17 protein-coding genes are annotated in these 16759 nt (G+C 73.2%); 12 read left to right on the top strand and 5 right to left on the bottom strand.

The window, feature by feature from the left end; translation table 11 throughout:
• Nucleotides 1-17 precede the first annotated feature (17 nt).
• The 9 genes from ACFWGN_RS04785 to ACFWGN_RS04745 all read left to right on the top strand — a co-directional run bounded on the left by ACFWGN_RS04785 (nt 18) and on the right by ACFWGN_RS04745 (nt 9215).
• Nucleotides 18-1055 carry an adenosine deaminase gene (locus ACFWGN_RS04785; RefSeq protein WP_377615926.1) on the top strand — a complete coding sequence of 346 codons (1038 nt, stop codon included), beginning with the start codon at nt 18-20 and terminating at the stop codon, nt 1053-1055.
• 344 nt (nt 1056-1399) lie between these two features.
• Nucleotides 1400-2716, top strand: coding sequence for a UDP-N-acetylglucosamine 1-carboxyvinyltransferase (murA, locus tag ACFWGN_RS04780; RefSeq protein WP_191803150.1), 1317 nt, complete (start codon nt 1400-1402; stop codon nt 2714-2716).
• Between the two features lie 183 nt (nt 2717-2899).
• Nucleotides 2900-3220 (top strand): hypothetical protein, encoded by a 321-nt coding sequence (locus ACFWGN_RS04775; RefSeq protein ID WP_377615925.1) that lies wholly within the window; start codon nt 2900-2902, stop codon nt 3218-3220.
• 66 nt (nt 3221-3286) lie between these two features.
• The gene (locus tag ACFWGN_RS04770) at nt 3287-4309 is read left to right on the top strand and encodes an ABC transporter ATP-binding protein (RefSeq protein ID WP_377615924.1); all 1023 of its coding nucleotides are present in this window, start codon (nt 3287-3289) and stop codon (nt 4307-4309) included.
• Complete coding sequence (locus tag ACFWGN_RS04765; RefSeq protein WP_377615923.1) at nt 4306-5178, top strand: ABC transporter permease; 873 nt, start codon at nt 4306-4308, stop codon at nt 5176-5178. The genes ACFWGN_RS04770 and ACFWGN_RS04765 overlap by 4 nt, the downstream gene beginning before the upstream one ends.
• A 240-nt stretch (nt 5179-5418) precedes the next feature.
• A complete protein-coding gene (locus tag ACFWGN_RS04760; protein ID WP_377615922.1) occupies nt 5419-6759 on the top strand; it encodes a sensor histidine kinase in 1341 nt (446 codons plus the stop codon).
• Entirely contained in the window at nt 6756-7361 is a 606-nt protein-coding gene (locus ACFWGN_RS04755) for a response regulator (protein ID WP_377615921.1), read from the top strand. The genes ACFWGN_RS04760 and ACFWGN_RS04755 overlap by 4 nt, the downstream gene beginning before the upstream one ends.
• Before the next feature lie 154 nt (nt 7362-7515).
• A complete protein-coding gene (locus tag ACFWGN_RS04750) occupies nt 7516-8181 on the top strand; it encodes a lysophospholipid acyltransferase family protein (protein WP_377615920.1) in 666 nt (221 codons plus the stop codon).
• The gene (locus tag ACFWGN_RS04745; protein WP_377615919.1) at nt 8178-9215 is read left to right on the top strand and encodes an NAD(P)H-dependent glycerol-3-phosphate dehydrogenase; all 1038 of its coding nucleotides are present in this window, start codon (nt 8178-8180) and stop codon (nt 9213-9215) included. The genes ACFWGN_RS04750 and ACFWGN_RS04745 overlap by 4 nt, the downstream gene beginning before the upstream one ends.
• A gap of 84 nt (nt 9216-9299) precedes the next feature.
• Here ACFWGN_RS04745 and ACFWGN_RS04740 read toward each other — a convergent pair whose 3' ends face one another.
• A complete protein-coding gene (locus ACFWGN_RS04740; protein ID WP_377615918.1) occupies nt 9300-10028 on the bottom strand; it encodes a hypothetical protein in 729 nt (242 codons plus the stop codon).
• Nucleotides 10029-10260: 232 nt separating this feature from the next.
• On the opposite strand from ACFWGN_RS04740, the gene ACFWGN_RS04735 reads away from it, so the two are divergent.
• On the top strand, nt 10261-10611 hold the full coding sequence (locus ACFWGN_RS04735; RefSeq protein WP_377615916.1) for a DUF6191 domain-containing protein: 351 nt from the start codon (nt 10261-10263) through the stop codon (nt 10609-10611).
• Here the strand turns inward: ACFWGN_RS04735 and ACFWGN_RS04730 are convergent.
• Both ACFWGN_RS04730 and ACFWGN_RS04725 read right to left on the bottom strand, forming a co-directional pair.
• On the bottom strand, nt 10608-11786 hold the full coding sequence (locus ACFWGN_RS04730) for a trans-sulfuration enzyme family protein (RefSeq protein ID WP_377615915.1): 1179 nt from the start codon (nt 11784-11786) through the stop codon (nt 10608-10610). The two genes, ACFWGN_RS04735 and ACFWGN_RS04730, sit on opposite strands and share 4 nt — an antisense overlap.
• Nucleotides 11787-11935: 149 nt before the next feature.
• Nucleotides 11936-13108, bottom strand: a complete 1173-nt coding sequence (locus tag ACFWGN_RS04725; protein WP_377615914.1) for an acyl-CoA dehydrogenase family protein — start codon at nt 13106-13108, stop codon at nt 11936-11938.
• Between the two features lie 84 nt (nt 13109-13192).
• Here ACFWGN_RS04725 and ACFWGN_RS04720 point away from each other — a divergent pair, with 84 nt between their 5' ends.
• The gene (locus ACFWGN_RS04720; RefSeq protein ID WP_377615913.1) at nt 13193-14332 is read left to right on the top strand and encodes a D-alanine--D-alanine ligase family protein; all 1140 of its coding nucleotides are present in this window, start codon (nt 13193-13195) and stop codon (nt 14330-14332) included.
• Nucleotides 14333-14416: 84 nt separating this feature from the next.
• Here the strand turns inward: ACFWGN_RS04720 and ACFWGN_RS04715 are convergent, their stop codons facing one another.
• Nucleotides 14417-14908, bottom strand: coding sequence for a DUF3515 family protein (locus ACFWGN_RS04715; protein ID WP_377615912.1), 492 nt, complete (start codon nt 14906-14908; stop codon nt 14417-14419).
• Nucleotides 14909-14969: 61 nt separating this feature from the next.
• Here ACFWGN_RS04715 and ACFWGN_RS04710 point away from each other — a divergent pair, with 61 nt between their 5' ends.
• Nucleotides 14970-16037: a thiamine-phosphate kinase gene (locus tag ACFWGN_RS04710; RefSeq protein ID WP_377616081.1), complete on the top strand. Its 1068-nt coding sequence runs from the start codon at nt 14970-14972 to the stop codon at nt 16035-16037.
• Between the two features lie 156 nt (nt 16038-16193).
• Here the strand turns inward: ACFWGN_RS04710 and ACFWGN_RS04705 are convergent, their stop codons facing one another.
• The gene (locus ACFWGN_RS04705; protein ID WP_377615910.1) at nt 16194-16712 is read right to left on the bottom strand and encodes a GNAT family N-acetyltransferase; all 519 of its coding nucleotides are present in this window, start codon (nt 16710-16712) and stop codon (nt 16194-16196) included.
• Between the last annotated feature and the right edge of the window lie 47 nt (nt 16713-16759).

Genomic DNA, 16759 nt, shown 5'->3' with positions numbered 1-16759 from the left:
CCTCACGAAGGAGAACCATGCCCCTGCCCCTCCAGCCGACTCTGGACTTCGTCACCGGGCTGCCCAAGGCCGAGCTCCACCTGCACCTCGAAGGCACGCTCGAGCCGGACCTCAAGCTCCGCCTCGCCGAGCGCAACGGCATCGACATCGGCCAGAGCACGGTCGAGGAGGTCCAGGCGACCTACCGGTTCACGGACCTCACGAGCTTCCTCGCGGTCTACTACCCGGCCATGGACGTGCTGCAGACCGAGGACGACTTCTTCGAGCTGGCCCACGCGTACCTCCTGCGCGCGGCCGCGAACGGCGTCCAGCACGCCGAGATGTTCTTCGACCCCCAGGCGCACACCTCGCGCGGCGTCCCGTTCGAGACCGTCGTCAAGGGCTACCACCGCGCCGCGGCGGCCGCGGCCGACTTCGGCGTCGACGCCGACCTCATCCTGTGCTTCCTGCGCGACCACTCGGCCGAGAGCGCCGCGGAGACCCTCGAGGCCTCGGTGCCGTTCAAGGACCTGATCCTGGGCGTCGGCCTGGACTCCGACGAGCGGGGCAACCCGCCCGAGAAGTTCGCCGCGGTCTTCGAGCGCGCCCGCGAGCTCGGCTACCGCCTCACGATGCACTGCGACATCGACCAGGTCGGGAGCATCGACAACATCCGCACGGTCCTCGAGACCATCCAGGTCGACCGCATCGACCACGGCACCAACATCGTCGAGGACCCGGCGCTCGTCGCCGAGGTCAAGGCGCGCGGTATCGGCCTGACGAGCTGCCCCGTGTCCAACAGCTTCGTGACCGACGACATGAAGGCCGCCGAGGTCGCCCAGCTCCTGCGCGACGGCGTCAAGATCACGATCAACTCCGACGACCCCGCGTACTTCGGTGGGTACGTCGCCGACAACTACGCGGCGGTCGCCGCCAAGGCCGGCCTCACGTCCGCGGAGGTCGTGACGCTCGCGAAGAACTCGTTCGAGGCCTCCTGGATCGACGAGGACCGCCGCGCGGACTACCTCGCGGCGGTCGACCGCTACGTCGAGCAGTACGAGCCCGCCCAGGCCTAGGACACAGCAGGTGCCCGACGGCGGGGCCCGCCTCACGCGTGAGGCGAGCCTGCGCCGTCGGGCGCCCGGGGGAGCGGGCACCCTGGCGCCGGGCCCGGTCGGGCCGCGTCGCTGCTGGTCAGCGACGTGCCGCGAGGCCCGCCGTCGTCGGACGGGCCCCGGTGGGTGAATAATCTTCGGATGCCCCGCGTTGGGGGACAGGGAGCACGGCGCCGCGCGCGGCGTCCGCGCACCGACGCCGGAGCGGCCCGCCAGGCCGACGGGCGGCCGCAGGGACGCACGGACCGAGTCAGACGCACGACCCATCCGCACGACCATCGAGAGAGCTAGGCGACGACGACCACATGAACGATCTGCTGTACGTCAACGGTGGCACACCGCTCAACGGGACCATCACCGTGCGAGGGGCGAAGAACTTCGTCTCCAAGGCGATGGTGGCCTCCCTGCTCGGCGAGGGGCCGAGCGTGCTGCGCAACGTGCCGCAGATCCGCGACGTCGGCGTCGTGACGGGGCTGCTCGAGCTGCACGGCGTCAAGGTCGTCGCGGACGAGGTCGGGGGCACGCTGCACCTCGACCCGACCGACGTCGAGTCGGCGCACGTCGCGGACATCGACGCGCACGCCGGGTCGAGCCGCATCCCGATCCTCTTCTGCGGTCCGCTGCTGCACCGCCTGGGCGAGGCGTTCATCCCCGACCTGGGTGGTTGCCGGATCGGCGACCGCCCCATCAACTACCACCTGGACATCCTGCGCCAGTTCGGCGCCGTGGTGGACAAGCGCGAGCAGGGCATCCACATCCGCGCCCCTCGCCGCCTCCAGGGCACCAAGATCTCCCTGCCGTACCCGAGCGTCGGGGCCACCGAGCAGCTCCTGCTCACCGCGGTGCGCGCCGAGGGCATCACCGAGCTCTCGGGCGCCGCGATCGAGCCCGAGATCATGGACCTCATCGCCGTCCTGCAGAAGATGGGCGCGATCATCTCGGTCGACACCGACCGCGTGATCCGCATCGAGGGCGTCGACAAGCTCATGGGCTACCAGCACACCGCGCTGGGCGACCGCATCGAGGCGGCCTCCTGGGGCTCGGCGGCCCTCGCGACGGGCGGCGACATCACCGTCAAGGGCGCGACGCAGCCGGAGATGATGACGTTCCTCAACACGTTCCGCAAGGTCGGCGGCGAGTTCGAGGTCCAGGAGGACGGCATCCGGTTCTACCACCCCGGTGGCGACCTCAACGCGATCGTGCTCGAGACGGCCGTGCACCCGGGCTTCATGACGGACTGGCAGCAGCCCCTGGTCGTGGCGCTCACGCAGGCCAAGGGCCTGTCGATCGTGCACGAGACGGTCTACGAGAACCGTTTCGGCTTCACCGACGCGCTGCGCGGCATGGGCGCGACCATCCAGGTCTACAAGGAGTGCCTGGGCGGGCTGCCGTGCCGGTTCGGGCAGCGCAACTTCCACCACTCGGCCGTCGTGTCGGGGCCCACGCCCCTGTCCGCGGCGGACATCGAGGTCCCCGACCTGCGTGGCGGGTTCAGCCACCTCATCGCAGCGCTCACGGCCAAGGGCACCTCGACCGTGCGCGGGATCGGCCTGATCGACCGCGGGTACGAGTACTTCCAGGACAAGCTCGACGCACTCGGAGCCGACGTCAGCCGGGGCTGACAGGCGCCGACCCCGAGCGACCGACCCGCGGGCGCGGTGCGTGCTGAGGCACGCGCCGCGCCCGTCGTCGTCCACCGGGGCGAGGTCACAGGTGCCGCACAGCCTCGTACCACGCGGTGCGCAGGTCGGGCGAGGAGGGTGGTCGGCAGGGGCGAAGGGTTCGCCCGGACAGGAGGAGCGACCATGCCGTCCGCCACGTCACCCGAGAACCACGAGCCGCTCGACGGCCCGGCCGATCCTGCTGGCCCCACGGACCACGCCGGGCCTGCGGACCACGCCGAGCCGCGCGGTGCCCGACGTCGGGCACTCACCTGGGGCGCGGGAGCCCTCACCTTCTCGGTGCTCACCCTGGGCGGCTTCGCGCTGACGAGCGCTCCGGCCCCCGACTCCGCGACCGTGACCGGGGCCGCCGCGGGCGTGCCGTCCGCGGTCGTGCCGGACGCCGCGACCGCCACCGGACGCCGGGGCACGGGCGGCATGACAAACCTCACCGACGAAGCATGAGGAAACCGACAGAACGGGTGAAGGGCTGCACTGCCTGAGCGCTCCGGCCGGCACCAGGCTGGAGGCATGGACAACGACAGCCTCGACCGCGGCACCACGGGCCGCGACGCGCGCAAGGCCGACCTCGTCATCGACGTGCAGGGACTGCGCCGCAGGTACGGCGGCAGCACCCGCGGCGCCCAGGGGTTCGAGGCGGTGGCGGGCGTCGACCTCCAGGTCCGCCGCGGCGAGCTCTTCGCGCTCCTCGGGACCAACGGCGCGGGCAAGACCTCGCTCCTCGAGGTCGTCGAGGGGCTCTCGCGCCCCACGGCCGGCACGGCGCGGGTCTTCGGCAAGGACCCCTACCGCGAGCGCGCCCACGTCCGCCCGAGGATCGGGATCATGCTGCAGGAGGCCGGCTTCCCGTCCGACCTGACCGCGATCGAGACCGCGCGCATGTGGGCCGGGACGCTCGCGGCCCCTCGCCCGGTCGAGGAGGCGCTCGACCTGGTCGCGCTCCGCGGCCGTGCCGACGTGACGGTGACGTCGCTCTCGGGAGGCGAGCGGCGCCGTCTGGACCTCGCCCTGGCGCTCCTCGGCCGCCCCGAGGTGCTGTTCCTCGACGAGCCGACCACGGGCCTGGACCCCGAGAGCCGCCGCTCGGCCTGGGACCTGGTCCAGTCGCTGCTCGACGACGGCACGACCGTCGTCCTCACGACCCACTACCTCGAGGAGGCCGAGCGCCTCGCGGACCGCCTCGCGATCATGCACGGCGGCCGGATCGTCCAGGAGGGCACCGTCGCCGAGATCGTCGACGCCGAGCCCGCGCACGTCTACGTCGACGAGGCGAGCGTGCGTCCTCACCTCGCGGACCTCCCGCTCCTGCCGGGCGAGACCCTCGAGCGCGTCGAGGGCGGCACGCTCTCGATCGCGACGCGTGACCTCCAGCGCAGCCTCGCGGTCCTGCTCGCCTGGGCGGCCGACCGCGACGTGACGTTCGGCCGCATCGAGGCGCGCCCCGCGTCGCTCGAGCAGGCATTCCTCGCGATCGCCGACGGGCCCGGCCACCCGTCCTCCTCCACCATCGACCCGACGGAGCGTGCAGCATGACCACCCTGACCCAGACCCCGAGCCGCGCGACCCGTGCGTCCTCGGCCCCCCGTGGCACGACCGGCCTCGCGGGCTCGCTGCGCCGCGTCGGCTCGCTCGTCCGCGCCGAGACCACGCTGCTCCTGCGCAACCGCACCGCCCTGTTCAACGGGGTCGCGCTGGCCCCCGCGATGGTCGCGTTCCTGCACTTCTCGGGGGCGCTCGAGGCGGTCGTGGGCGACGGGGCCGGGGCGTCGGTCGTCGGGGCGTTCGCGCTCACGAGCCTCATCTGCTTCGCGCTCATGTTCGTCGTCTACTACAACCTCGCGAGCGCGTACGTGGCGCGGCGCGAGGAGCTCGTGCTCAAGCGGCTGCGGACCGGGCAGTGCTCGGACGCCGAGATCCTGATCGGCGCAGCGACGCCCGCGGTCGTGACGATGCTCGGCCAGCTCGTGCTGGGCGGGGCCGCGATCGCGCTGTGGATCGGTCTCGACGCCCCCGCGAACGTGGTGCTGCTGCTCGTCGCGGTCCTCGGGGGGACGTTCGTCTTCGCGGCGCTGGCCGCCGCGAGCACCGCGTTCACGCGCACGCTCGAGTCGGTCCAGCTCTCGACGCTGCCGATCATGGCCCTGGCGCTGCTCCTGTCGGGGACGACGCTGCCGCTCGCTCTCCTGCCGGAGCGCCTCCAGACGCTCGCCGCGTTCACGCCCCTGCACCCGGTCGGCGAGCTCCTGACGATCGGCCTCACGGGTCTGGGGCCCGACGGCGTCGCGGTCGGCTTCGGCGAGACGTTCGCCCTGGCCGCGCAGCCGCTCGCGATCCTGCTCGCCTGGTGCGTGATCGGTGCGTGGCTCGCGGCCCGGTACATGCGATGGGAGCCGCGCCGCTGAAACGGTCGCGGCGTCGCCCGTGGTGACGCGGGGACCGGGCGTCGTCGAGCACGAGGTTGCGGTCGGTCGAGCACGAGGTTGCGGTCGCTCTCCCGCTGAGAGCGACCGCAACCTCGTGCTCGGCACCCAGAGCACCCGGAGCACCCGGAGCACCCGGAGCAACAGCGCATCCGGAGCACCCGGACCGCACCGGAGCCACCCCTGCGCCCCGCGACGATCCCGCGTGAAAGGCTGACCCCCGTGAGCTGGAACCCCCTCGTCGGCGCGTGGTCGCGTCGCAGCAACCCCGAACGGTTCGACACCTACACGCGCTGGTCGCTGTACGTCGTCGCGACGTTCGAGCTCTTCGTGGTGCTGTGGATCGTGGGTGAGGTGCCCACCGGGCACCCGGTGCTGCTCGCCCCGCTGATCGGCCTGTGCCTCGCGCACACGGCGTCCTGCATCGTCGTGATCCGGTACGGGATCACCCGGTTCCTCGGCGGTCCGCCCCCGCCCCGCTGGTCCCTGGGTGCGATGTGCGGGCTCGCGCTCGCGACGTGCGCGGTCGGCCTCGCGGCGTACCCGACCGGCGAGGGATCGATGTTCCAGGGCAACACCCCGGTCCTGGTCGTGACCGCGGCGACCGCGTTCTCGGTCGCGGCCTGCGCGCCGCTCCTGACCTTCCGGTGGCTGGCGCTCGGGGCCGTGGCCGTCGCAGCGGTCTCGGGGCTCGTCTCGTGGTTCGTCGCCCCGGTCCGCGACGAGACGGCGGCGGGCATCGCGGTGGGCCAGGGCATCGGCGTCGTCCTCATGTGCGTGGGCATCTTCGCGTCCTACCGCGTGTCGGTGTGGATGCTCGGGATCGTGTGGGAGCAGGAGCGCAACCGCGTCCTGCACGCGCGCCTGGCGGTCGCGGAGGAACGGCTGCGCTTCTCGCGCGACCTGCACGACGTGTTCGGCCGCACGCTCTCGGTCGTGGCCGTCAAGAGCGAGCTGGCCGCGGAGCTCGCCTCGCGCGGACGCCCCGGCGCGGCCGAGCAGATGCTCGAGGTGCGCCAGATCGCTCAGGACTCGCTGCGCGAGGTCCGGGCCGTCGTCGCGGGCTACCGGGCCGCGGACCTGGCCGCGGAGCTCAGCGGCGCACGCTCGGTCCTGCGGTCGGCCGACATCGAGACCACGATCGAGTCGTCCGACGACGGCCAGGAGGACTCCTTGCCCGAGGCCACGCAGGAGGCGCTCGCCTGGGTCGTGCGCGAGGCCGTGACCAACGTGGTCCGCCACGCCCACGCGACGCGCTGCGAGATCACCCTGGGCGTCGAGCGGGGCGAGGCGGTCCTGACCGTGACCAACGACGGCGTCCCCGACCTGGACCGCACCACGACGAGCCCGGGCAGCCCCAGCGGGTCCGGGCTGATCGGGCTCGGCGAGCGGCTCGCGGGTGCCGGCGGCCGGCTCGAGACCCACCTCGAGCCCCCCACGTTCCGTCTCACGGCCAGCGTCCCGCTCCCGGCGGTCGGTAGCCTCGTCTCGCGCATGCCGCTCGTCCCCCGGGGCCGCGGCACCGGCGCCCCTCGCCCCGCCCAGGAAGGCCCCACCGCGTGATCCGCATCCTGCTCGCCGACGACGAGAACCTCATCCGCGACGCCCTGGCCACCCTGCTCTCGCTCGAGGACGACCTCGAGGTCGTCGTCCAGGCCGCGTCCGGGACCGAGGCGCTCGCGGCAGCGCGCAGGCACCTGCCGGACGTCGCGGTGCTCGACCTCCAGATGCCCGGCCTCGACGGGATCGAGGTCGCGCAGGCCCTGGCGTCCGAGGTGCCGGCGTGCGGCGTCGTCATGGTCACGAGCCACGGGCGCCCCGGGTACCTCAAGCGTGCGCTCGAGGCCGGGGTGCGCGCGTTCCTGCCCAAGACCGTCTCGTCGCGCGTCCTGGCGGACGTGGTGCGTCAGGTCCACGGCGGCGGACGCTACGTGGACCCCGAGCTGGCCGCCGAGGCCATCGCGGCCGGCGCGAGCCCCCTGACGCCCCGCGAGGCCGACGTGCTCGAGCTCGCCGCCGGGGGAGCGCCCGTCGAGGAGATCGCCACGCGCGCCTCGCTCGCACCGGGGACGGTGCGCAACTACCTCTCGTCGGCCGCGGCCAAGCTGGGCGCGACGAACCGCCACGAGGCCGTCCACCTAGCGCGCCGGCACGGCTGGATCTGAGGGTGCGCCCCGCCCCGGGTGAGGGTCTCACCCCGGGCGAGCGGCGCCGTCGGGCCCGACGACGGCACGAGGCCCGGTAGGCTCGGTGACCGTGCCGAAAGCTCATCCAGACAGCCGCGCGTACCGACTCGTCGCGCTCATCGTGCGTCCCCTGATGTTCGCGATCACCCGCCGCGACTGGCAGGGTGCGGAGAACATCCCCGCCACGGGCGGCTTCATCGCCGCGGGCAACCACATGTCGAACATCGACCCGCTGACGTTCGCCCACTTCCTGTACGACCACGGTCGGGCGCCCAAGATCCTGGCCAAGGCGTCGCTGTGGAAGGTGCCGTTCCTGGGCGGCCTGCTGACCCGCACCGGGATGATCCCCGTGCAGCGCAACACCGCGGGCGCGGCGTCCTCGGTGAGCGAGGCCGTCGACCAGCTCGCGCTGGGTGAGTGCGTCGCGGTGTTCCCCGAGGGCACGCTCACGCGCGACCCGGACCTGTGGCCCATGGTCGGCAAGACGGGTGCCGCGCGCCTCGCGCTCGCGAGCCGCATGCCCGTGGTGCCCATCGCGCAGTGGGGCATGCAGGACATCCTGCCTCGCTACAGCAAGCGGTTCAGGCCCATCCCGCCCAAGAAGGTGGCTGTGCACGCGGGCCCGCCCGTCGACCTGTCGGACCTCTACGACCGTCCCGTCGACTCCGTGACCCTGCGCGAGGCCACCAACCGCATCATGGACGCCATCACGGGCCTGCTCGAGGAGATCCGCGGCGAGAAGGCTCCGGCCGAGCGGTTCGACGTCCGCAAGAACCCCGGCTCGGAGGAGCGCAAGTGAGCACCACCACCAGCCCGTCACCCGTCACGGCCGCCGTGCTCGGCTCCGGTGCCTGGGGGACCACGTTCGCGGCCGTCCTCGCCGACGCGGGCTGCGAGGTCAGGCTGTGGGGCCGCAACGCCGACGTCGCCGCCGACGTCAACGCCACGCGCCACAACTCGGCGTACCTGCCCGGCATCGAGCTGCCCGCGGGGCTCACCGCGACGACCGACGCGGCCGCGGCGCTCGCCGGTGCCCAGCTCGTCGTGGTGGCGATCCCCTCGCAGAGCGCCCGCGCGACGCTCGCCCCGCTGCGCGAGCACCTCGCCGAGGGCGCCGTCGCGGTCTCGCTCATGAAGGGCGTCGAGCTCAGCACCGACCGCCGCATGAGCGAGGTCGTCGCCGAGGTGTGGGGCCTCCCGCTCGACAAGGTCGCTGTGGTCTCGGGCCCCAACCTGGCTCGTGAGATCGCCGAGCACCAGCCCACCGCGACCGTGGTCTCCGCGACCGACCCGGAGACGGCCCGCTTCGTCGCCGCGGCCTGCTCGTCGTCGTACTTCCGGCCGTACACCAACTCGGACGTCGTGGGCGTCGAGCTGTGCGGCGCCGTGAAGAACGTCATCGCGCTCGCCGTGGGCATCGCCCAGGGCCGCGGTTTCGGGTACAACACGACCGCGACCGTCATCACGCGCGGACTCGTCGAGATCACGCGCCTCGGGCTCGCGCTCGGTGCGGACGCAGAGACCTTCTCGGGTCTCGCAGGCATGGGGGACCTGGTCGCGACCTGCACGTCCCCCCTGTCGCGCAACCACACGCTCGGCAAGCACATCGGGCAGGGCATGAGCCTCGACGAGGCCGTCGCGGCGACGGGTGGGACGGCCGAGGGCGTCAAGTCCTGCCGTTCCGTCCTGGAGCTCGCCCAGAAGGTGGGCGTCGACATGCCCATCACGGCCGGCGTCGTCGCCGTCCTGCACGAGGGCATGCCGGTCGACGACATGGCCCGTGGGCTGCTCGCGCGTCCCCAGAAGTCCGAGGGCGTGACGTCGGGACGCTGACCCTGCGCCCCGCGCGGGGCGCCCACGACACGTCCGGCCCGGTCCCTGCGGGGAGCCTGGCCGGACGTGTGCGCTCAGAGCTGGTCAGTCGTCGTCGCGCACCTCGACGACGACGCGCGTCGGGTTCGTGAGGGCGTAGACGCGGAACGGGTTGTCGGAGTCGTCGGTCCCGATGAACGACTGCGTGTACCCCTCGAACACGCCGCGGAGCGCGACCTCCTCGACCTCGTCGGTCTCCGCGACACGCAGGGGGTTGGGGCCCGAGTACTCGGCGACACCGGTGTCCATGGGGTAGCCCGAGCCCGAGATCATGACCTGCAGCGTGCCGTCCCCGGCGATCTCGACGGGGTTCCCGCTGCCGTCGTCGATCGCCTCGGGGACGTACTCGACGCGCCAACCCGGTGTCCCGGTGCCTCCCAGCTCGTAGACGACGCGGTCGAACCCGTCGTGGCGCCCGACCCGCAGGTCCGTCACGGTCAGAGCGGCGCCGGCCGAGGGCTCGGAGACGTCCGGGTCGGTGTTCGCGGGGAACGCGGGAGCAGCGGTCGACCCGTCCCCCTCGGTGGAGCCGGTCGATCCGGTGGCTCCCGCCGGGAAGTCGGTGGCGTCGCCCGACGGCGAGGGGCTGGGCGTCGTCGTCGCCGTCGGCGACGGGGACTCATCGGGCGTCGCGTCGTAGCCGCCGTTCGCGCCCGAGCACGCGGTCAGCACGAGGAGCACGCCGACGCACACGGCGGCGACGACGGGGGGTCGCTGCCGACGCCGGGGCGTCCGGGTGGCCGTCTGGGGGGCCGTTCGGGTGGCGCAGTCCATGTCTGCCTCCTGCTCGGCACGTACGACCGGGAACGGCTCTCGGTCGCCTCAAGCCTAGGTGGGCCAGGACACGGTCGCATGGAGGGAAGGTCTCGATCGGGGAACGCGCCTCGCGAGACGCGACCTGCTCGCCTCGCGCCGACGACGATTGCCCGGGTCGTCGCGGTGGGCGATCCGGGCCAGCTGCTCCGCGAGGGATGACAGCGGCACCCGTCCGCCCTACGGTGGCCCCATGCCGTGGTTCAGCAGCGTGGGCGCGCCTCTCTTCCTCGTCGTCGTGCTCGTGGTCGTCGCGGTGGTCGCGATCGAGCGCATGGTGAGCGGGCGCTCCAGGGACCGGCAGCTCGGGGACGGACGGGGGTCGGGCGAGAGCCCGGGGGCCGGCGCGTTCGGCGAGCTCCTCGACGTCTTCCAGCCGAGCCGGGTCCACCTCACCGAGGAGAAGGAGCGGCAGCGGCTCGACATCGCGCAGGCACCGTCCACGGCTCCGCCGATCGACGTCGACCTCGAGTCGGGCGTGGTCGTCTTCACTGCGGACGCGTACGAGCCGCAGGACGCCGACGGAACGCCCGCTGCGCGCTAGCTGCCCGCAGCAGACCGCAGCGCACGGTCGAGGTCTGCCCACAGGTCCTCGACGTCCTCGATGCCGACGCTCATGCGCAGCAGGTCCTCGGGGACCGTGAGCGACTCGGTCGCGAACCGTCGCCGCCGCTCGAGGCTCGACTCGACCCCTCCCAGGCTCGTCGCGGGTACCCACAGCTCGACGGCCTCGACGACCGCGTCGGCGGCATCACGACCGCCGCGGGGGCGCAGCCCGATGATCGCCCCGAAGCCCGTCATGGTGCGGGCCGCACGCTCGTGGCCCGGGTCGGTCGGCAGGCTCGGGTGGCGGACCTCCTCGACGAGCGGGTGCTCGGCCAGGCGCCGGGCGATCTCCGCGGCGTTGGCCTGGGACCGCTCGACGCGCAGCGCGAGCGTGCGCAGCCCGCGCAGCGCGAGCCACACCTCCCACGGACCGGCGATCGCGCCGTGCAGGGTCCGGTACGCGCGGACCTTCGCGGCCAGGTCCGGGTCGCTCGTCACGACGGCCCCGAGCACGACGTCGGAGTGTCCCGCGAGGTACTTCGTGACCGAGTGCACGACGACGTCCGCGCCCTGGGCGAGGGGCTGCTGGCCCAGCGGGGTCGCGAACGTGTTGTCGACCGCGGTGAGGACTCCACGCTCGCGTGCCGCGGCAAGGAGCACGGGCAGGTCCGCGACCTCGAGCATGGGGTTGGTCGGCGACTCGACCAGGAGCAGGTCCGCCCCGTCGATCGCCCCGAGCACCTGGTCGGTGTCGGCGACGTCGACGCGGACGACCTCGACCCCGTGGCGGGCCGCGAGGTCGTCCACGAAGCCGAGCGTCACCTGGTACGCGTGCCGGGGCACGACGACCTTGCCGCCCGCCGGGACGAACGAGAAGACCGCCGCGATCGCCGCCATCCCGCTGCTGAAGACGATGCCCGGCTCCGAGGCGCCCTCGAGCGTGGCCAGGGCCTCCTCGAACGGGTGCCAGGTCTCGGTGTCCATGCGCGTGTACAGGAGCTCGCCGGGCTGCTGCACGCCGCGCGACACGTAGGTCGAGGACAGGACGACGGGCGGGTTCACGGGCCCGCCCTGCTCGCGCGGCGGGCGCCCGGCCGCGACCGCGATCGTGGCGGGGGACAGGGGGGAGCTGTGGACGGTGGGCGCGGTCGGCCCGGTCGGCTCGGTCGTCATGGAGGTGAGATTACGCCTCGACGCGGAGCGGGTGCCGCGGGCAACCGGCAGGTGGAGACGGGGCGGGTGCGTCGAGCGTGCCGTTCTGGTCGTCGTCTGCCGCGGCCGGACGACCCGAACGGCACACTCGACGCCGCCCCGCCCAGCGCTCAGTCCTCGACCGGTCCGAGCAGCGCGCTCGCGAACGTCGAGTGCGCGGACTCGTCGTCGGAGGGGTGGAAGATCCCCGCGAGCACGTCCCGGTAGAGTCGCCCGAGCTCGGAGGACGCGAAGTACGAGGACCCGCCGGACACACGGATCGCCTGGTCGACCACGACGCGCGCCGTCTCGGTGGCGCGTACCTTGAGCCCCGCGACGGCCGTGAACCACCCGGCGCCGCGGTCCACCAGCGCGTCGATCTCGCCCGCGACCTGGTCGATCTGCGGGTAGATCCCGTCCATCGCGATGCCCGCGTCCGCGACGCGCCAGCGGATGTCCGGGTCCTGCGACAGCGGCTTGCCGCCGTTCTTCATCGAGGTGCGCCGGTGCACGTTCTCGACCGCGAGCTCGAGGGCTCGCTTGCCGATCCCCGTGTAGACGGACGCGAGGAGCACCTCGAACGTCGTGAAGATCGCTAGCACGAGCGGGTCCGTCGAGGGGCCGGGAGCCAGGCGCCGGACGACCCGGTCGGCCGGGGCGTGCGCACCGACCAGCAGGGTCGTGCGGCTCTGGCTCGCGCGCATGCCGACCGTGTCCCAGTCGTCCAGGACGTCGACGCCGCCGCCCTCGCGCGTCACGAACGCGTGCACGAGGCGAGGGTCGCCGTCGAGCTCCGGACCGCCCTCGGCCGCCGTCTCGATCCCGAGCACCCCCAGCCGGGTCCACGCGGGCGAGAGCGACGTGAAGATCTTGCGGCCGTGGAACGAGTAGCCGCCCTCGCCGTCGGGACGGGCCTGGGTCCGAGACCCGAACAGGACCAGGTCGTTGCCCGGCTCCGAGTACCCGAACGCGAAGACCTCGCCGCGCGCGGCCTCCTCGAGCACGAAGTCGAGCGAGTGGTCCCCGCGCTCGTACAGGTACCGCGCGACGCCGGTCCAGACGTGGTGCATGTTGACGGCCAGGGCGGTCGCGGGGGCAGCGCCCGCGAGGCGGATCTGCTCGTGCGCCACGTCCCGCAGGCCGAGGCCCGGGCCGCCCATCGCGACCGGGACGAAGGCCTGGAGGTAGCCGGCCGCGGTCAGCTCCTCGAGGTCCTCGGTGAAGAAGGCGTTCTCGCGGTCGTAGCCCGCGGCGCGCGAGCGGATGCGGTCGAGCAGGTCGTCGGTCAGCAGGGGGTGGCTCATGCCCCCGTTCTATCACCGCTCCTTCACGAGCGGGGAACGTTCCTGTTCTCTCGGGGAAGCATGGTTCCGGTAGGGTCGTCCGCGATGTCCAGCCAGCCAGAACCCAGTGCTCCCGCGCGCAAGACGCGCGTCCTCATCCTCTTCGGCGGACGCTCCGGCGAGCACGTCATCTCGTGCGCCACCGCGGGCGGCGTCATGCGTGCGATCGACCGAGACCGCTACGAGATCGTCCCCGTCGGGATCACCAAGGCGGGCCAGTGGGTCCTCGCCGCTGACGAGCCCGAGCGCTGGGAGATCACGGCGGGCAACCTGCCCGAGGTCACCGCGACGGGCGGCGAGGTCCTGCTGCCGCTCGCGGTCGGGCAGCGTGGGCTGCGCGTCCTGGAGCCGGGCGAGTTCCCGCGCGAGCTGGGCGAGGTCGACGTCGTCCTCCCGCTGCTGCACGGCCCGTTCGGCGAGGACGGCACGCTCCAGGGCCTGCTCGAGCTGGCCGACGTGCCCTACGTGGGTGCGGGCGTGCTCGCGTCGGCCGTGGGCATGGACAAGCACTTCATGAAGCTCGTCCTCGCGGGCCAGGGACTGCCCATCGCGCCCTACACGGTCATCCGCCCGGGGGAGTGGGACCGCAACCCGGTCGCCTGGACGGAGACGGTCGCGGGCCTGGGGCTGCCGGTGTTCGTCAAGCCCGCCCGCGCGGGGTCGAGCCTGGGGATCACCAAGGTCGACGACCTCGCAGACCTCCCCGCGGCGATCGACGAGGCGCGCAAGCACGACCCCAAGGTCGTGGTCGAGGCCGGCGTCGTCGGGCGCGAGATCGAGTGCGCGGTGCTCGGTGGGCGCGAGGGCGAGCGCCCGCGCGCGTCGCTGCCCGGTGAGATCGTCGTGACCGACACGCACCACGACTTCTACGACTTCGAGGCCAAGTACCTCGACGAGGCCGGCGTCGAGCTGAGCTGCCCGGCCGACCTGCCCCAGCACCTCGTGGACGAGGTGCGCGACGTCGCCGTCCGCACGTTCGAGGCCGTCGGTGCCGAGGGCCTGTCCCGGGTCGACGTGTTCGTCACGGACGAGGGCCAGGTCATCGTCAACGAGATCAACACCATGCCGGGCTTCACGCCGTTCTCGATGTACCCCCGCATGTGGGAGAAGTCGGGCATCTCGTACCCCGAGCTGATCGACGAGCTCATCCAGCTCGCGCTCGAGCGCCCCACGGGCCTGCGCTGACCGACCCGGGCGCCGCCCGACCGACGCGAGGAGCGCGCCACCCGCAGGGGTGGCGCGCTCCTCGCGTCGTTCGGGTCACGAAGATCACATGCAGTAGCGCGTCTGCTCGACCTTGGACACCGCGCGGTTGAGGTCGGAGACGAACGACGACGAGTGGTCCGAGCTGACCGACGGCGGGATCTGGACCTCGACCGCGGGGTCGCGACCGTACGTGATGAAGGTCCACGTGCCCTTGCCGTCGTCGGCGACGATCCAGTCGACGCTGCCCGCAGCGCTGGGCACCCCCTGGCAGCCCGTCGTGGTGGGCTCGGGCGGCGTGACGCCGCACCGCAGCGTCACGGCGGCGCCCGACGCCCCCCAGGCCGCCGTGGCCTGGCTGTCGGTCTTGACCTTGGGCAGGTCGCCCAGCATGTCGGGGACCGCGAGGACGACCTCGGCGCACTTCGGGTTCGCGGCGTCGTCGGCGACCGGGACGCCGATGGTCGGGGTGCACGCACTGGTGCCGGCGACCGTGGCGAGCAGCAGGATCCCGGCGAGCGTCCGGCGTCGGACTGGGGTACGAGGGGCGTTCAGCACCCTCCAACGGTAGCCGCTCCGGCGGGGCCCTCGTCCCGCGTAAGGTGGCGCCGTGACTGATCTGAACGAGGGCCGGGTGCTGGTGCGCGAGACGTCCGAGGAGGAGCTGCTCGCGGCGATCTTCCCGCTCCTGCCGACGGGCGCGGCGACCCTCGTGGGCCCCGGCGACGACTCGGCCGTCGTGAGCGCCCCCGACGGGCGCTTCGTGGTCTCGACCGACGTGCTGGTCGAGCGTCGGCACTTCCGCCCCGAGTGGTCCACGGGGTACGACGTCGGGTGGCGCGCCGCGATGCAGAACCTCGCCGACATCGCGGCCATGGGAGCGCGGCCCACCTCGCTCGTGGTCTCGCTCGTCATCCCGGGGCACCTGCCGGTCGAGTGGGTCACGGGCCTGGCCCGCGGACTCGCCGCGGCGTGCGCGCCCAGCGGTGCGGCCGTGGTCGGGGGAGACCTGTCGAGCGGCGACGACGTGGTCGTCGCGGTCACGGTCCACGGGGACCTGGGCGGGCGGGAGCCGGTCCTGCGCTCGGGTGCCCAGGTGTCCGACGTCGTCGCGCACGCCGGGCGCAGGGGCTGGTCCGCCGCGGGGCTCGCGCTGCTCGACCACGACCTGGGTCCCCTGGACCAGGAGCTCGTCGACGCGTACCTGCGTCCCGAGCCACCGCTCGCCGCGGGACCGGCCGCCGCGGGCTCCGGGGCCACGGCCATGCTCGACCTGTCCGACGGCCTGCTGCGTGACGCCGGGCGTCTCGCCCGGGCCAGCGGCGTGGCCGTCGACCTGGACCTGGGCGCCTTCCGCGGCGACCTGGACCGGCTGGCCGTCGCGGCGTCGGCCGTGCGGGCGGCGGACGGACCGCTCTCTGCGACGGGGCCGGGCCCGGCGGACCTCGGTGCGCAGGCGGCCCTCGCCCGGGACTGGGTCCTGACCGGCGGCGAGGACCACGGTCTGCTCGCGACGTTCCCGGCGGGGACGTCGCTGCCCGAGTCGTTCCGGGCCGTGGGCCGGGTCGTGGCGCGGCCCACGAGCGCGCCGGGAGCCGGCGGTGCCGCGGATCCGGCCCCGGTGGTCACGGTCGACGGGGAGGCTCCGCGTGCGCACGGCGTGGGGTGGGACCACTTCCGCGGCTGAGGGGCCCTGGTCCGCAGCCGAGGGACTCCGCGGTCGACGGAGGCTACCCAGGTGACCTTCCTCGCCAGGTCGTGACGGTCGCGTACCGGACGCGTCGAGGGGGTCGCCCTGGAGGGCGACCCCCTCGACGGAGGAGCTGGTGTGCTGCGGGCCTGGTCAGACCGTCCGGCGGAAGCGGACCTGCGTCAGGTCACGGCCGCCGATGTCGTCGCGACGCTCGACCCCGTCCGGTGCGAACCCGTGACGGCGGTAGAAGTGCTGGGCGCGCTCGTTGTCCTTGAGGACCCACAGCGAGACCGGGGTGCGCGGCGGGACCTTGGCGAGCATGGTGCGCATGAGGTCGCGGGCGACGCCGCGTCCCCAGGCCTCGGGGTCGAGGTAGATCGCGTAGACCTCGAGGTCTCCGGACTCGGCGTCCTCGTCGCGCGCGGGACCGAGGCTCGCGAACCCGAGGGCTCGCCCGTCGGCCTCGGCCAGGAGGATGTCGGCGCCGGAGTTCGCGAGGTTCTGCGTCCAGGCGGCCTCGCGCTGGTCGTGGTCGAGCGATGCGAGGTAGTCGTCAGGGACGATCCCGGCATAGGCGCCACGCCACGAGGCGATGTGGACCTGGGCGATCGACGCCGCGTCCTGTGGAGTTGCCGTGCGGATCGTTACCTCGTTGAGTTCCGTCACCATGACCAAATCCTGCCACTTCCGTGGAGTTTCACCAAACCTCTTTGTCC

Source organism: Oerskovia sp. NPDC060338 (genome assembly GCF_042726295.1).
Taxonomy (GTDB): Bacteria; Actinomycetota; Actinomycetes; order Actinomycetales; family Cellulomonadaceae; genus Oerskovia; species Oerskovia merdavium.
The sequence above is the reverse complement of the archived record's forward strand: the minus strand, read 5'-3'. Positions and strand labels throughout refer to the sequence as shown.

Excerpts from the sequence above, each read along its gene's own strand:
- ACFWGN_RS04785 (WP_377615926.1), top strand. The coding sequence starts at position 18 with ATGCCCCTGCCCCTCCAGCCGACTCTGGACTTCGTCACCGGGCTGCCC.
- murA (WP_191803150.1), top strand. The coding sequence starts at position 1,400 with ATGAACGATCTGCTGTACGTCAACGGTGGCACACCGCTCAACGGGACC.
- ACFWGN_RS04775 (WP_377615925.1), top strand. The coding sequence starts at position 2,900 with ATGCCGTCCGCCACGTCACCCGAGAACCACGAGCCGCTCGACGGCCCG.
- ACFWGN_RS04770 (WP_377615924.1), top strand. The coding sequence starts at position 3,287 with ATGGACAACGACAGCCTCGACCGCGGCACCACGGGCCGCGACGCGCGC.
- ACFWGN_RS04765 (WP_377615923.1), top strand. The coding sequence starts at position 4,306 with ATGACCACCCTGACCCAGACCCCGAGCCGCGCGACCCGTGCGTCCTCG.
- ACFWGN_RS04750 (WP_377615920.1), top strand. The coding sequence starts at position 7,516 with ATGTTCGCGATCACCCGCCGCGACTGGCAGGGTGCGGAGAACATCCCC.
- ACFWGN_RS04740 (WP_377615918.1), bottom strand. The coding sequence starts at position 10,028 with ATGGACTGCGCCACCCGAACGGCCCCCCAGACGGCCACCCGGACGCCC.
- ACFWGN_RS04735 (WP_377615916.1), top strand. The coding sequence starts at position 10,261 with ATGCCGTGGTTCAGCAGCGTGGGCGCGCCTCTCTTCCTCGTCGTCGTG.
- ACFWGN_RS04730 (WP_377615915.1), bottom strand. The coding sequence starts at position 11,786 with ATGACGACCGAGCCGACCGGGCCGACCGCGCCCACCGTCCACAGCTCC.
- ACFWGN_RS04725 (WP_377615914.1), bottom strand. The coding sequence starts at position 13,108 with ATGAGCCACCCCCTGCTGACCGACGACCTGCTCGACCGCATCCGCTCG.
- ACFWGN_RS04720 (WP_377615913.1), top strand. The coding sequence starts at position 13,193 with ATGTCCAGCCAGCCAGAACCCAGTGCTCCCGCGCGCAAGACGCGCGTC.
- ACFWGN_RS04705 (WP_377615910.1), bottom strand. The coding sequence starts at position 16,712 with ATGGTGACGGAACTCAACGAGGTAACGATCCGCACGGCAACTCCACAG.